At 58.9% G+C, this 14,565-nt stretch carries 13 protein-coding genes and 1 tRNA gene; 11 read left to right on the top strand and 3 right to left on the bottom strand.

Features of this window, described 5'->3' with window-relative positions; all coding sequences use genetic code 11:
* Positions 1-134 precede the first annotated feature (134 nt).
* The 3 genes from DBR44_RS00425 to DBR44_RS00435 all read right to left on the bottom strand — a co-directional run bounded on the left by DBR44_RS00425 (position 135) and on the right by DBR44_RS00435 (position 2,033).
* The gene (locus tag DBR44_RS00425; RefSeq protein ID WP_124640969.1) at positions 135-1,037 is read right to left on the bottom strand and encodes an FRG domain-containing protein; all 903 of its coding nucleotides are present in this window, start codon (positions 1,035-1,037) and stop codon (positions 135-137) included.
* Between the two features lie 453 nt (positions 1,038-1,490).
* Positions 1,491-1,566: transfer RNA gene (locus DBR44_RS00430), tRNA-Thr, on the bottom strand.
* A gap of 44 nt (positions 1,567-1,610) precedes the next feature.
* Positions 1,611-2,033, bottom strand: coding sequence for a hypothetical protein (locus DBR44_RS00435; RefSeq protein ID WP_124640971.1), 423 nt, complete (start codon positions 2,031-2,033; stop codon positions 1,611-1,613).
* Between the two features lie 334 nt (positions 2,034-2,367).
* Between DBR44_RS00435 and DBR44_RS00440 the strand changes: the two genes are divergently transcribed.
* The 11 genes from DBR44_RS00440 (at position 2,368) to aroF (ending at position 14,527) form a co-directional block, all read left to right on the top strand.
* Positions 2,368-4,035: an ABC-F family ATP-binding cassette domain-containing protein gene (locus tag DBR44_RS00440; protein WP_124640973.1), complete on the top strand. Its 1,668-nt coding sequence runs from the start codon at positions 2,368-2,370 to the stop codon at positions 4,033-4,035.
* A 244-nt stretch (positions 4,036-4,279) separates the two neighbouring features.
* The gene (gene gyrA, locus DBR44_RS00445; protein ID WP_124640975.1) at positions 4,280-6,961 is read left to right on the top strand and encodes a DNA gyrase subunit A; all 2,682 of its coding nucleotides are present in this window, start codon (positions 4,280-4,282) and stop codon (positions 6,959-6,961) included.
* Positions 6,958-7,422: a PaaI family thioesterase gene (locus tag DBR44_RS00450; protein ID WP_124640977.1), complete on the top strand. Its 465-nt coding sequence runs from the start codon at positions 6,958-6,960 to the stop codon at positions 7,420-7,422. Before gyrA ends, DBR44_RS00450 begins: the two co-directional genes overlap by 4 nt.
* Positions 7,422-7,862 carry a PaaI family thioesterase gene (locus DBR44_RS00455; protein WP_124640979.1) on the top strand — a complete coding sequence of 147 codons (441 nt, stop codon included), beginning with the start codon at positions 7,422-7,424 and terminating at the stop codon, positions 7,860-7,862. Before DBR44_RS00450 ends, DBR44_RS00455 begins: the two co-directional genes overlap by 1 nt.
* Positions 7,863-7,923: 61 nt before the next feature.
* Positions 7,924-9,009, top strand: coding sequence for a 3-phosphoserine/phosphohydroxythreonine transaminase (gene serC, locus DBR44_RS00460; RefSeq protein ID WP_124640981.1), 1,086 nt, complete (start codon positions 7,924-7,926; stop codon positions 9,007-9,009).
* 115 nt (positions 9,010-9,124) lie between these two features.
* Entirely contained in the window at positions 9,125-10,348 is a 1,224-nt protein-coding gene (locus tag DBR44_RS00465; protein ID WP_124640983.1) for an MFS transporter, read from the top strand.
* A 132-nt stretch (positions 10,349-10,480) separates the two neighbouring features.
* Positions 10,481-11,068 (top strand): O-methyltransferase, encoded by a 588-nt coding sequence (locus DBR44_RS00470; RefSeq protein WP_124640985.1) that lies wholly within the window; start codon positions 10,481-10,483, stop codon positions 11,066-11,068.
* Positions 11,069-11,072: 4 nt separating this feature from the next.
* Positions 11,073-12,146: a prephenate dehydratase gene (gene pheA, locus DBR44_RS00475; RefSeq protein ID WP_124640987.1), complete on the top strand. Its 1,074-nt coding sequence runs from the start codon at positions 11,073-11,075 to the stop codon at positions 12,144-12,146.
* A 72-nt stretch (positions 12,147-12,218) separates the two neighbouring features.
* On the top strand, positions 12,219-12,800 hold the full coding sequence (locus tag DBR44_RS00480; RefSeq protein ID WP_124640989.1) for a TIGR00730 family Rossman fold protein: 582 nt from the start codon (positions 12,219-12,221) through the stop codon (positions 12,798-12,800).
* A gap of 37 nt (positions 12,801-12,837) precedes the next feature.
* On the top strand, positions 12,838-13,401 hold the full coding sequence (locus DBR44_RS00485) for a hypothetical protein (RefSeq protein WP_124640991.1): 564 nt from the start codon (positions 12,838-12,840) through the stop codon (positions 13,399-13,401).
* Positions 13,402-13,507: 106 nt separating this feature from the next.
* Complete coding sequence (gene aroF / locus DBR44_RS00490; protein WP_124640993.1) at positions 13,508-14,527, top strand: 3-deoxy-7-phosphoheptulonate synthase; 1,020 nt, start codon at positions 13,508-13,510, stop codon at positions 14,525-14,527.
* Positions 14,528-14,565 lie beyond the last annotated feature (38 nt).

Below are 14,565 nucleotides of genomic sequence, written 5' to 3' on the forward strand. Positions count from 1 at the left end.
CTGCATGATTGCCCCGTAAACGGCCCGTGGCAAGGCTTTCGCATTAGGATGGTACCTAGTTGCAGTCATGCGAATTCATGCGCTCTTTGCATCCTTTTTGCAGTGGTGTCGGCAACCATATTTCGTGTTGCATTCTACATTCTGTCGGCACGTAGCTTTGCCAGTTTAAATTCGGTTGCCGCTCTGCCCGCTCCATCGCTACCTGGGAATAATGTTGCAGCAGAGAATCCATATTTTTTGCACTTTAATAGCAATTCTCCTACTTGTTTGTGTGGTAGCGTAATTTTGTATAGATTTATTTCTTTGTTATCACTTAGTATTTGTTCGATTGATGTTCCTGGATTAAATCTGTTATCTCTAGACTGCCCCATAATCCATTTTAACAGAATAAAGCAACCCTTTTGGGCTGCTAAATTTTTGCTTGTTACTCCCGGTAGTGATAAAAATTCAATTTGAGTAATTGATTCGTCTGTTTCGTGTTTTAATCTATCTATTTTATTTACGTCTGCTGCCCATACTACAATTTCTTTTTCTTTTTCATTTATATCAAAATTTAGTGCTTGTGTAGCTGCGAAGTATGCAGCCACAAATGGTGATCTTGACCAGTCCAGTAGCCTCGTTGGTATCCCATGGTGCTGTGCTGATGCGAGTAGTGGATAGAAATTGTTTGTTGGCCATTCGTTGGCTATCGATCCAAATCTGTTGGCGAAATTATAAAAATCAGTATCTTCTCTGAATTGTTGTGAATCCCCTGGGATGGTTAGTGCCATCTCATCGCTGTAGTGTATATAGGCTGAAAGTAAATCAAACTCGAAAAAAATTACATGATCAGTTTGACTGTAAACATGTCTTTCGTGCATATACTTATCAATTACATTTTTACGTAGCGCAGCAGGATGTAGTGTCCATGAAGCATCCCCTTGTCCTCTGAATATCGGATAGGATATTTGCCCCATTTGGTTAACAATTTCCCCGTCTGGTGAAATGAATTTCCAAAATTCATCAATATCTGTGAAATTATGTTCAATAATTGGCATTGCTATTTTCCCGATCAGCGATGCATGCCATATGGCATGCAAAATTAACGCACCATACTGCAGTCATCATTGCAATGTAAATGACATCGCAATTGCTTGGTATCGTTGTTGTATTTCCCTTGATCGTAACTTCGCTCTCTGTGCGAAATTTGTGCGAATTTTGACGCCGAAAGAAGCCGCTGGAAGCCACTTTGGTTTATTGTTGGTTTGGCTGAAACCCTTGCAGAACCTTGGTTTTAGCTGGTTTGACGTGGTTTTTTGTGGCTTACTGATGGCGGAAGATAATGGGAGTCGAACCCACCCTGGGTGTGCCACATTCTGTTGCCCGCTGCTACTGCCACCTTTGAGTGATTTTAGAAGACAGGCCAGATTTTTAGAAGATCAGGGCAGGCGGGTGTGATGGCCTGAAATGACTAAGGCCCTTGAATCCATTGGGTTCAAGGGCCTTATGTTTGGTGCCGGCGGCAGGAATCGAACTCGCGACCCCCTGATTACAAGTCAGGTGCTCTACCAACTGAGCTACACCGGCGAAGGGCTGCAATATAGCGTCTCGCCGGTCGGCTGGCAAGCCTGTCAGCGCATTTTTTTATGCTTCTTGGCGGGCTTTTTAGCTAGCTTATTGTTTTTGCTTGTTTTATGACCGGTGGCTTTGGGTGATTTTTTGGCGGGCGTTGCCAGATTTTGTTTGCCCCGCATCTTGGCGGATTTGGCGGCTGGCGTCATGCCATGGCGTGCCGGTGTGGTGGCGTGGTGTTTGCGATGGCGCGCTTGGCTGCGGGCATGATGCTTGCGGCTGGTGGCTTTGCCTACCTGCTGGCGTGCAGCCGGGGCGGTGGCATTGCTGTCAGCGACGCGGTGTGCCGGTTTTTTGGCACTTTTTAGCGGGGCGCTCTGTACGTCGCCCGGCAGGGGGATGTCTTCGGTCTCTGCGTGAGCGATGCCGCCCAGCAGCAGCGCCCCCAGCAGCAGAGCACGGCTGATAAGTGAGTGATTCATGGTGAAATCTGGGCCTTTATGGTTGGCAATCCGGCTTGGTCGTCACGGATGCAGGGAGCCAATACTAACATGGCTCGGCTTGCCTTATCACTTGGCGGCCTTGCTTGTCGCCAGTGGAGATTTGGCTCCTGTCATCGCTACCGGCATTAGGGTGTGCCAAATGCCTGGGTGTAATCCGCAACAGGGGGCGTGCTGTTTCATGCGATAATTTGCGCTTGCAATACAGCAAGCCTCATCTCTGCGCTAGTAGTTCTGCCACGGGCCACCGGCCTCATGTTCCGACTCCGCACTGGGTGAAAGCCATACTGCCCACATTTAATGCACGATTGACTCAATGATTATCTTAAAGAACGTGGCCTTGCGTCGCGGTAGTAAAGTTTTGCTCGACAACGCCTCGGTCACGCTCAATCCGGGCGAGAAAGTGGGCCTGGTTGGCCGCAATGGCGCTGGCAAGTCCTCCCTGTTTGCGGTGCTGAATGGCAGCCTGCATGAAGATGGCGGCGATGTGTCGATCCCAGCGCAGTGGCGCATGGCGCAGGTGGCGCAGGACATGCCGGAGACGGAGCAGAGCGCTACCGATTTCGTGGTCGAGGGCGATACCACCTTGCTGGCGGCGCGGCTGGAAGTGGCCGAAGCCGAGGCGGGCGAAGACTATATGCGCATGGCGCATGCCTATACCGCGCTGAATGATGCCGGCGAGCACGACGCGCCGGCCCGCGCCCAGTCGCTGATTCTGGGCCTGGGCTTTAGCGTGGCCGAGCTGAGTCAGCCGGTAAACAGTTTTTCCGGTGGCTGGCGCATGCGCTTGCAACTGGCCCGCGCGCTGATGTGTCCGTCTGATCTGCTGCTGCTGGACGAGCCGACCAACCACTTGGATCTGGACGCGCTGGTCTGGCTGGAAGCCTGGCTGAAAAATTATGGCGGCACCATGGTGGTGATCAGCCATGACCGCGAATTCCTAGATGCAGTCACTAATGTCACCTTGCATGTCGACAATGCCAAGCTGGTGCGCTACGGCGGCAATTACAGCAAGTTTGAAGACATGCGCGCCGAGCAGATGATTCTGCAGCAGGCCGCACAGGCCAAGCAGCAGGAGAAGATTGCCCATCTGCAAAGCTTCATCAATCGCTTCAAGGCCAAGGCCAGCAAGGCCAAGCAGGCGCAAAGCCGGGTCAAGGCGCTGGAGCGGATGGAGAAAATTGCTCCGGTGCTGGCCGAGGCGGATTTCCAGTTTGAATTCAAGGAGCCGCAAAGCCTGCCCAATCCGATGCTGACCATGTCGCAGGCCGAGTTTGGCTATCCGGCGGCAGAGGATGCCCCGGCAGGTACGCCGCCCACTGTCATCGTGCGTGGTGTCAATCGCTCGGTGCTGGCCGGGCAACGCATCGGCATTCTGGGGGCAAACGGGCAGGGCAAGTCGACACTGGTCAAGACCGTGGCAGAGGCCTTGCAGGCAACCGGTGGTGAGATCATTCGCGGCAAGGGGCTGAATATCGGCTACTTCTCGCAGCAGGAGCTGGACGTACTGCGCCCGCAGGACAATCCGCTGGAGCACATGTTCCGTCTGGCGCGCGACATTCCGGCGGCCATTCGTCCGCCAGCCAATGATTGCCGCGAGCAGGGGCTGCGCAACTTCCTCGGCACCTTCAACTTCAGCGGCGACATGGTCAAGCAGCAGGTAGGCAGCATGAGCGGCGGCGAAAAGGCGCGGCTGGTGCTGTGCATGATCGTGTGGCAGCGCCCCAATCTGCTGCTGCTGGATGAACCAACCAACCACCTGGATCTGGCCACCCGCGAAGCCTTGAGCGTGGCGCTGAACGAGTTCGAGGGTTCGGTCATGCTGGTGAGTCACGACCGCGCCTTGCTGCGTGCGGTGTGTGATGAGTTCTGGCTGGTTTCGCGCGGTGGGGTCAAGGATTTCGACGGCGATCTGGACGACTATCAGGTCTACCTGCTGGAAGAGGCGCGTCGTCGGCGCGAAGAAGCAGCCGGCAAGCGCTGACTGGCTGTTGTCGTACAGGTCAAAGGGTCGCCATGAGCGGCCCTTTGTCATTGTCGGGCTCGGACAGGTGCGGCGGTGTCGTGGGCGGCTTCCCGGGCTGGCGATGCTAAGTGCCTGACGCAGCAGGGCGGTGGCCGGCTTGCCGTCATCGCGACTGCCCATCAAGCGACAAGGCATGCGTAGGCGGGGTGGACGTGCTAGAATCTAGGCTATTTTTGATTCCTGAAAAGATAGCCATTTACCCATGACAGATCAGCTTTTCGCCAAGGAAACGATCCCAATCAGCCTCGAAGAGGAAATGCGCCGCTCCTACCTCGATTACGCCATGAGCGTGATCGTGGGCCGCGCTCTTCCCGATGTGCGTGATGGCCTCAAACCGGTACATCGTCGCGTGCTGTTTGCCATGCACGAACTTTCCAACGACTGGAACCGCGCCTACAAGAAATCGGCGCGTATCGTAGGCGATGTCATCGGTAAATATCACCCGCACGGTGACTCGGCTGTTTACGACACCATCGTGCGCATGGCGCAGGACTTCAGCCTGCGCTACCCGCTGGTGGATGGCCAGGGCAACTTCGGCTCGGTGGATGGCGATAGCGCCGCCGCCATGCGTTATACCGAAATCCGCATGGCGCGCATTGCGCACGAGCTGCTGGCTGATATCGACAAGGAAACCGTCGACTTCGGGCCGAACTATGATGGTTCGGAGCACGAGCCGCTGATTCTGCCGGCCAAGATCCCCAATCTGCTGATCAATGGCTCCTCCGGCATTGCCGTGGGCATGGCCACCAACATTCCGCCGCACAACCTGACGGAAGTGGTGGATGCCTGTCTGGCACTGCTGGCCAATCCGGAACTGACCATCGATGATCTGATCGACATCATTCCGGCACCTGATTTCCCCACCGCCGGCATCATCTATGGCACGGCCGGGGTGAAAGAGGGCTACCGCACTGGTCGCGGCCGCGTCATCATGCGCGCCCGCACTCATTTCGAAGACATCGGCAAGGGCGATCGCCAGGCCATCATCGTCGACGAAATTCCGTACCAGGTGAACAAGTCCCGTCTGCTGGAGCGCATTGCCGAACTGGTGCGCGACAAGCAGATTGAAGGCATTTCCGATCTGCGCGACGAGTCGGACAAGTCCGGCATGCGCGTGGTGATCGAGCTCAAACGCGGCGAAATGCCGGAAGTGGTGCTCAACCACCTGTTCAAGCTGACCCAGCTGCAAGACAGCTTCGGCATCAATATGGTGGCCCTGGTCGATGGCCAGCCGCGCCTGTTGAACCTGAAGCAGATCATTGACGAATTCCTGCGTCACCGCCGCGAAGTCGTTACCCGTCGCACCATTTTCGAGCTGCGCAAGGCACGCGAACGTGGCCATATCCTGGAAGGTCTGGCGGTGGCGCTGTCCAATGTGGACGACATCATTGCCCTGATCAAGGCCTCGGAAACCCCGCCGGCCGCCAAGATCGCGCTGATGGCGCGCCCGTGGCGCTCCGAGCTGGTGGAAGAAATGCTGTCGCGCGTGGACCAGAGCAAGGCCCGCCCGGATGGTCTGGATGTCGAGTTCGGCCTGCACGCGGACGGCTACCGCCTGTCCGACGCCCAGGCTCAGGCCATTCTGGAAATGCGCCTGCAACGCCTGACCGGCCTGGAGCAGGACAAGATCGTCGGCGAATACCGCGACATCATGGCCATCATTCTGGATTTGATCGACATTCTGGAACGCCCGGAACGCATCAACCAGATCATCGGTGACGAGCTGCTGGCCATCAAGACCCAGTTTGGCGATGGCCGCCGCTCCGAAATCGAGCCGTTTGGTGGCGACATCAACATCGAGGACCTGATCACCCCGCAAGACATGGTGGTGACCATTTCCCATACCGGCTATATCAAGACCCAGCCGATCGACGACTACCGCTCGCAGCGCCGCGGCGGTCGTGGCAAGCAGGCTGCAGCCACCAAGGATGACGATTTCATCGACACCCTGTTCGTGGCCAATACCCACGACTACGTGCTGTGCTTCTCCAGCAAGGGTCGCTGCTACTGGATCAAGGTCTACAATCTGCCGCAAGGCGGCCGCAACAGCCGTGGCAAGCCGATGGTGAATGTGCTGCCGCTGGCTGATGGCGAAAAGATCAACGCATTGCTGCCGATCAAGGCCTTTACCGACGGTGAAGTCGAGGACGAGATCGAGGACGACGAAGCCGCCGCCCTCAAGGCCAAGGGCCCGTTCATCTTCATGTGTACCGCCAACGGTACGGTGAAGAAAACCCCGCTGGAAGCCTTCTCCCGCCCGCGTACTGCCGGCATCATCGCCGTGCGTCTGGATGAGGGCGACAACCTGATCGGCGTGGCGCTGACTTCCGGCAACGAGCAGATCATGCTGTTCTCCGATGGCGGCAAGGCCGTGCGCTTCAGCGAAACCGATGTGCGCCCGATGGGCCGTACTGCAGCCGGTGTGCGTGGCATGATGCTGGCCGAAGGTCAGCACGTGATTTCGCTGCTGGTCACCAATTCGGAAGAGCAGCAAGTGCTGACCGCCAGCGATGGCGGCTATGGCAAGCGCACCCGCACCGGCGAGTTCCGCCATACCAGCCGTGGCACCCAGGGCGTGATCGCGATGGACCTGACCGACAAGACTGGCCTCAAGCTGGTTGCGGCCAGCCTGGTGGAAGACAGCGACGATGTGATGCTGATCACCACCGGTGGCGTGCTGATTCGCACCAAGGTGTCGGAAGTGCGCGAAACCGGCCGCTCGGCCCAAGGCGTCCGCCTGATCAATCTGGACGAGGGCGAGAAACTGATCGGCCTGGAAAAGGTTGCCGAAGGCGAGTCTGACGAAGAGGCGGAAGTGGTCGACGGTGATGCGGCTGACGCACCGGCAGCCGACGCCGCCAGTGCAGGGGACGCCGAGGCATGACGGCAACGCCTGCCAATGCGCAGGTACTGGAGACGATGAGCGCGCTCTTCGTCTCCTTGCCGCACTGCGCCACCCTCGGTTTCCAGTATCTGGGCACCGAGGGCCGCCAACCCACCCTGAAAGTGGACTGGCGTGAAGATCTGGTCGGCAACCCGGCCAGCGGCACCATCCACGGCGGGGTCATCACCTCGCTGGTGGATACCACCAGTGCCATTTCGGTTACCGCCTGCCTGCCAGACTTTGAAACCATCGCCACGCTCGACCTGCGCATCGACTATCTCAAGGCAGCAACACCGGGCAAGGCCATCTACTGCCAGGCCGAATGCTACCGCCTGGCCAGTCAGATCGCCTTCACCCGTGCGGTGTGCTACCACGACAACCCGTCTGACCCCATCGCCCATGGCGTGGCTACCTTCATGCGTGAATCCAGCCGTGCCTCCATGCTGAAAGAGGGGGCCTGATGAGCCAATTCATGCAGCAACTGGCCGCCCTGCGCGATGACAATAATGTCGCCGCACTGTGCGAGGCCATTCCCTATGCCCGCCTGATGGGCGTGGAAGTCAGCACTGGCGATGATGGCGAATTGCTGTTTCAGCTGCCGTTCCATCCACGCAATGTCGGCAATACCGCCTTACCGGCGCTGCACGGCGGGCTGATTGGCGGCTTTCTGGAAAATGCCGCGCTCTTGCACCTGATCTGGCATCGCGAATCGCTGGAGGCACCCAAGATTGTCGATTTTTCGCTGGATTACCTGCGCTCAGGCCGGCCGCAAACCCTGTTTGCCCGCTGCGAAATCACCAAGCAGGGCAAGCGCGTCGCCCATGTATTGATAGAAGCCTGGCAGGAAGACCGCCGCAAGCCGGTGGCTGTTGCCCGGGCCCATTTCCTGCTTACGCAGTGACACACACCGGCATGGCCTGCCGGGTCATGCCGCAACATTGAAGCAATGACTGAGGACAGACATGGCCAAGGTGTATAACTTTTCTGCCGGACCGGCGGTATTGCCCCACGAAGTACTGGCTCAAGCCCAGAGCGAAATGCTGGACTGGCACGGCTCCGGCATGTCGGTAATGGAAATGAGCCATCGCGGCAAGGAGTTCATGGAAATCATCCATGATGCCGAACACGATCTGCGCGAGCTGATGCAGGTACCGGCCGGCTACAAGGTGCTGTTCCTGCAGGGCGGCGCTTCCCTGCAGTTTTCCATGGTGCCGCTCAACCTGCTGGGCGACAAGCAGTCGGTGGACATCGTCAATACCGGCCACTGGTCCAAGCTGGCGGTCAAGGAAGCGCGCCGTTATTGCAATGTCAATGTGGTGGCCAGCAGCGAAGACCGCAATTTTGCCTATGTACCGGCAGAGGAAACCTGGCAGCGCGACCCCAACGCCGCCTATCTGCACTACACCTCGAATGAAACCATCGGCGGCCTGCAATTCCCCTTTGTGCCTGCCGATCAAGGCGTGCCGCTGGTTTGTGACATGTCGTCCGACTTCCTGTCACGCGAAGTGGATGTCAGCAAGTTCGGCCTGATCTACGCCGGCGCGCAGAAGAATATCGGCCCGTCCGGTCTGGTGGTGTTGCTGGTGCGCGAGGACCTGTTGGGCCGCGCCCGTGCCGACCTGCCGACCATGCTGAATTATCAGACGCACGCCGATGCCGACTCCATGTACAACACGCCGGCGACCTATCCCATTTATATTGCCGGCCTGGTGTTCAAGTGGCTGAAGCAGCTGGGCGGGGTCAAGGGCATGGAAAGCCGCAATGCGGAAAAGGCCGGCCTGTTGTATCACGCCATCGAGGCCAGCGAAGGCTTTTACCACACGCATATCGATGCGCCGTTCCGCTCGCGCATGAATGTGGTGTTCCGCCTGAAGGACGACGCGCTGGAGGAGAGCTTCCTGATGGAAGCCCGCAAGAACGGCCTGATCCAGCTCAAGGGTCATCGCGTGGTGGGTGGCATGCGTGCCTCCATCTACAACGCCATGCCTATCGAAGGCGTCAAGTCGCTGGCCAACTTCATGCAGGACTTCGCCCGTCAGCACGGCTGAGTGTCATTGTTCTGCTGTGGCGACAGTGTGTGCAAAAACCCGTGTTCAACACGGGTTTTTTCTTGTGCGCTGCAGTCTTATGATGGATGACCATAACAATATCGGAAATCATTCCATGGACCGCTCCATCCAACGCTTGCTGCTCGCCGGCGGCCTGATCGTTTCGCTCGCCATGGGCGTGCGCCACGGTTTCGGCTTTTTCATGCCCCCGATGACGACGGCCTTTGGCTGGAGTCGCGAGAGCTTTGCCTTTGCGCTGGGCATGCAGAATCTGGTGTGGGGCATGGCCCAGCCCTTTGCCGGCGCGCTGGCCGACCGCCACGGCCCGGGCAAGGTGTTGCTGGGCGGTGGCGTGCTGTATGCCCTCGGCTTGCTGCTGATGACGGTATCGGCCACGCCAACCTTGTTCAGCCTGTCGGCCGGCGTACTGCTGGGGCTGGCATTGTCTGGCACCACGTATAGCGTGATTTTCGGCGTGCTCGGTCGTACCGTGCCGGCGGCCTACCGTTCGCGCGCCATGGGATTAACGGCAGCGGCAGGCTCATTCGGGCAGTTCGCCATGGTGCCGCTGGAGCGCTCGCTGATTGACGGCCTGGGCTGGCTGCCGGCCTTGCTGGTACTGGCGGTGTGCGCCTTGCTGATGCTGCCGCTGGGTCGCTCGCTCACCCGCCAGGCGGCAGCCCTGCCACAAACTGCGCAGCCGCACAGTCATCCGCACTTGCTGCAAGGTATGTTGCATACCTTCAGCCGCGCCTGGACCGAGCCGGGCTTTCGCCTGCTGATGGCCGGCTACTTCGTCTGCGGTTTCCAGGTGGTGTTTATCGGCGTGCATCTGCCAGCTTATCTGCGCGATCACGGCATGGGCGGCAATGTGGCCAGCATGGCCTTGGCACTGATCGGCCTGTTCAATATCTTTGGCACCTTCCTGTTTGGCGAAGCCGGCAGCCGCTTTGCCAAGCCGCCCTTGCTGGCTGGCATTTATCTGGCGCGCAGCATTGCCATCGGCCTGTTTCTGCTGCTGCCGCTGTCCGTGCCATCGGTGCTGGTCTTTGCCTCGGTCATGGGCTTTTTGTGGCTATCCACCGTGCCATTGACCAATGGGGTCATTGCCAGCCAGTTTGGCGTACAGCATCTGGGCATGTTGTCCGGCGCGGTGTTTTTCTCGCACCAGGTGGGCAGCTTTCTTGGCGTGTGGCTGGGCGGCAAGCTGTATGACCTGAACGGCAATTACAATGTGGTGTGGGGCATTGCCATCGTACTGGGGGTCATGGCGGCATTGGCCAACTTGCCGATACGCGAGCGCGCCTCCACCGCCTTTGCCGAACGGGCGGCGACATGAAAACGGCGGGCTGGCTGCTGTTGGCTGCCATCATTCTGCTGGGGCTGCTGGCCATGTATCAGCAGCCACGCTTCATCCTGTCTTTTGCCGATCTGATTACCGCCTGCTTCTGATAACAAAAAGGGAAAGCTTATGCTGACAAGCCAAGTACTCACCAGACTGCAAGCCATCTGGGAGCAGGGTGAGCGCCACGACGCCGCTACCGGTGAACGGGCACAGAAAAACCTGTTCATCACGCCGGATACCGGGCGTTTTCTCTATCAGTTGCTGCGCCATGCCAATCCGCGACAGGTGCTGGAAATTGGCACCTCCAATGGCTATTCCACCCTGTGGCTGGCGCTGGCCTTGCGCGACCGCGCCGGCAGCATCACCAGTCTGGATATTCTCCCCGCCAAACAGCAGCAGGCGGCGGCGCATCTGCAGGACTTTGCCCTGACGCACAAGGCGACGCTACGCTGCGAAGATGCCGGCGCTTATTTGTCCGCGCAGGCAGACAGTAGCGTGGATATGGTGTTTCTCGATGCTGACCGCAGCTGTTACGCCGCTTACTGGCCGGCTTTATGCCGGGTTTTGCGCCCGGGCGGGCTGATCGTGGTGGACAATGTTTTGTCGCATGCTGCGGAATGTGCCGATTTCATACGACTGGTGCTTGCGACGGAAGGCTATCTCGCGGAAACTTACCAGATTGGAAAAGGCCAGTTTGTCATAGTGAAAGATTGATTACGTGTCAGAAGAACTGCTGAAGCAACACCGCGACGCCATCGATGCCATCGATGTGGAAATTCTCAATCTGCTGAATAGCCGCGCCAATCACGCCCGCGAAATCGGCGAGATCAAGGGTGGCGGCATCATCTACCGCCCGGAACGCGAAGCGCAGGTCTTGCGCCGCATCCAGCAGCTCAACCCAGGCCCGCTGCCAAACGAAAGCGTGGCCCGGCTGTTCCGCGAGGTAATGTCGGAATGCCTGGCGCTGGAAAAGCCGCTGTCCATCGCCTATCTCGGCCCGGAAGGTACGTTTACCCAGCTGGCAGCCACCAAACATTTCGGCCATGCTGCGCATACCGTGGCTTGCGCCTCGGTGGACGAGGCCTTCCGCCTGGTGGAATCGCGCGCGCTGGATTATGTGGTTGCCCCGGTGGAAAACAGCACCGAAGGCGCGGTAGGGCGCACGCTGGACTTGATGGTCAGCAGCCCCTTGCGCATCTGTGGTGAAGTGGTGCTGCGCATACATCATCATCTGCTGCGCAAGCAGGAAGGTGTAGCCGGCATTACCCGTGTTTATGCCCATGCCCAGGCTTTGGCGCAGTGCCACGAATGGCTGAACAAGAACCTGCCGGACAGCGTGGAGCGCGTGTCGGTGGCGAGTAATGCCGAAGCGGCCCGGCTGGCCAGCGAAGATGGTCAGGCGGCGGCCATTGCCGGTCAGGCAGCTGCTGAGCGCTATGGCCTGATCAAGCTGGCAGAAAACATCGAAGACGAACCCAACAACACCACCCGCTTCCTGGTGCTGGGCCACCAGCAAGTAGGGGCAACCGGGCAGGACAAGACATCAATCGTGGTGGCTGCGCCCAATCGCCCGGGTGCCGTGCATCAGTTGCTGGCACCGGTTGCGGATAATGGCGTTTCCATGACCAAGTTCGAATCACGGCCGTCGCGGGCGGGCTTGTGGGACTATGTGTTCTTTATCGACATGGAAGGTCATCACGATGACGCCAATGTCGCCACCGCACTGGCCGGGCTGGCGGAGCGCACGTCCTTTGTCAAGGTATTGGGTTCCTACCCGCAAGCCGTTTTGTAAGCTTATCGACATGCCATACGCAGCCGGGCTGGAGCACTCCACCCGGCTGCGGCTTTTTGGGAGAGAGTCAACATGAAGTCTGTTTGTCTGTTTTGTGGTTCGAACAAGGGCCAGCGCCCGGAGTACATCACCGCGGCCGCCACTTTTGGCCGCACGCTGGCCGAGCAGGGCATCACCCTGGTGTATGGCGCGGGCAAGGTCGGGCTGATGGGCGTGGCTGCCGACGCGGCACTGGCCGCTGGTGGCAAGGTGATTGGTGTGATTCCGGAATTTCTCAAGGCCAAGGAAGTCGCCCATCTGGGGCTGACCGAGTTGCATGTCACCGACACCATGCATCAGCGCAAGGCGCTGATGGCCGAGCTGGCTGATGGCTTTGTGGCGCTGCCCGGTGGCTTTGGCACGTTTGACGAGCTGTTTGAAATCCTCACCTGGGCCCAGCTCGCCGTACACGACAAACCGGTTGGGCTCTTGGATGTGGCTGGCTTTTATCAGCCGTTGCTGGCGCTGACCCGCCATGCCGTGGATGAAGGTTTCGTGCCGGCAAGCAATATGGAATTGTTTAGCCACTCGCCCGATGTCGTGACGTTGCTGGATGCCATGCGTAATTATCAGCCGCGCCATACTGCCAAGTGGCTTGATCTGGCCCATACCTGACCCCACCTGTAAGGCATCGTCTTTCATAAAGCCAGCCATGTGCGACAGCCGCTGTAAAACCATTACCTGGCGCGTGAAGCGCATCGTGAGCGGGCCGCTGGTACTGCTGGCGGCACTGCTCATCGCCTTTGAGGAATTCGCCTGGGACGAGCTGGCGGCAGTGCTGGCCAGACTGGGCCGGCTGCCACTGCTGCGCCAGATCGAGGGCTGGATTGCCAGCCGCCCGCCGGCAATCGCCCTCAGCCTGTTTTTGCTGCCGGTGCTGGGCCTGCTGCCGGTGAAGCTGATGGCTGTGTTGTTGATCGGTCGTGGGCATGCTTTGCTTGGTCTGCTGGTGATTGTGCTGACCAAGCTGCTGGGCACGGCCATTGCCGCCCGCCTATTCGACCTGACCCGCAATCAGCTGCTGCAGGTGTCCTGGTTTGCCCGCAGCTATCAGGCCTTCCTGCGCTTCAAGACCTATGTGTTTGCCCGCCTGGCAGCCTCGCCATACTGGCAGGCCATACAAACCTTGCTGCACCAGTTGCGTAACAGGCGGCCAGCCGTGTGGATGCGGCTGGGCCGCCGTCTGTCGCGGCAATGGCAGCATCTGCGCAAATAGCCAGCCGCCGGCAGGCTGGAGCGATCTGGTAGAATCGCGCAGTCAAACCGTTAGCTCGGTCCACGCCTGGAATGGCAGGCCGGATCTTCCCTTGCAGGAAATCAGCATGATTATTGTGATGAAGCAGCACGCCCGCGATGAAACCATCCAGGCGGTAGTAGACAAGATTCGCGCCGCCGGCCTGAGCGAGCATGTTTCGCGCGGTACCGAGCGCACCATCATCGGCGCAGTGGGGGACGAGCGCGTATTCAGTCCGGATGCTTTCGAGCTGATGCCGGGGGTGGAGCGGGCGATGCGGGTGGTGAAGGATTACCGCATCGTCTCGCGTGAAGTGCACCCGGCAGACAGCGTGGTGCACGTGCGCGGCCAGGCCTTTGGCGGCAAGGCCATCCAGATCATCGCCGGACCGGCTGCGGTGGAAACCGCCGAACAAATGGCCCAGTGCGCGGAGCTGGTAAAGGTTGGCGGCTGCCGCTTGCTGCGTGGCGGCGCATTCAAGCCTCGTACCAGTCCCTATGCTTTCCCGGGAATAGGCGTGGCCGGACTAGAGCAATTGCGCCAGGAATCGCGCCAGCATGGCCTGCCCATGGTGAGCGAACTGCTGGACGTGCGCATGCTGGAGACCTTTCTGGAGCTGGATGTCGACATGATCGAAATCGGCGCGCGCAATATGCAGAATGTCGGCTTGCTCAAGGAAGTAGGGCGGATCAACAAGCCGGTCATTCTCAAGCGCGGCCCATCAGCCACACTCACCGAGTGGCTGATGGCAGCCGAGCACATCGCCGCTGGTGGCAACCACAACATCATTTTCTGCGAACGCGGCGTGCGCAGCTTTGAGCCGAGTTATCGCAATATGCTGGATTTGTCGTCCATCCCGGTGCTGAAGCGCGAAACCCATTTGCCGGTCATCGTCGACCCCAGCCATGCTGGCGGCAAGGCGTGGATGGTGCCTTCGCTGGCCAAGGCTGCCATCGCAGCAGGCGCGGATGGACTGATGCTGGATATCCACCCCGATCCTGCCAATGCCTGGTGCGATGGCGAGCAGGCGCTCAATCCGCAGGATTTCCGGCAATTGCTGGGTGAATTGGCAGCACTGGCTGAGGCACTGGGCCGCAGCCTGGCCTGAGCTGCAGGCTGAAAAGCAAAAACCGGCCATGGGCCGGT

The sequence above is a fragment of the Aquitalea sp. FJL05 genome, assembly GCF_003852595.1.
GTDB classification, from domain to species: Bacteria; Pseudomonadota; Gammaproteobacteria; order Burkholderiales; family Chromobacteriaceae; genus Aquitalea; species Aquitalea aquatilis.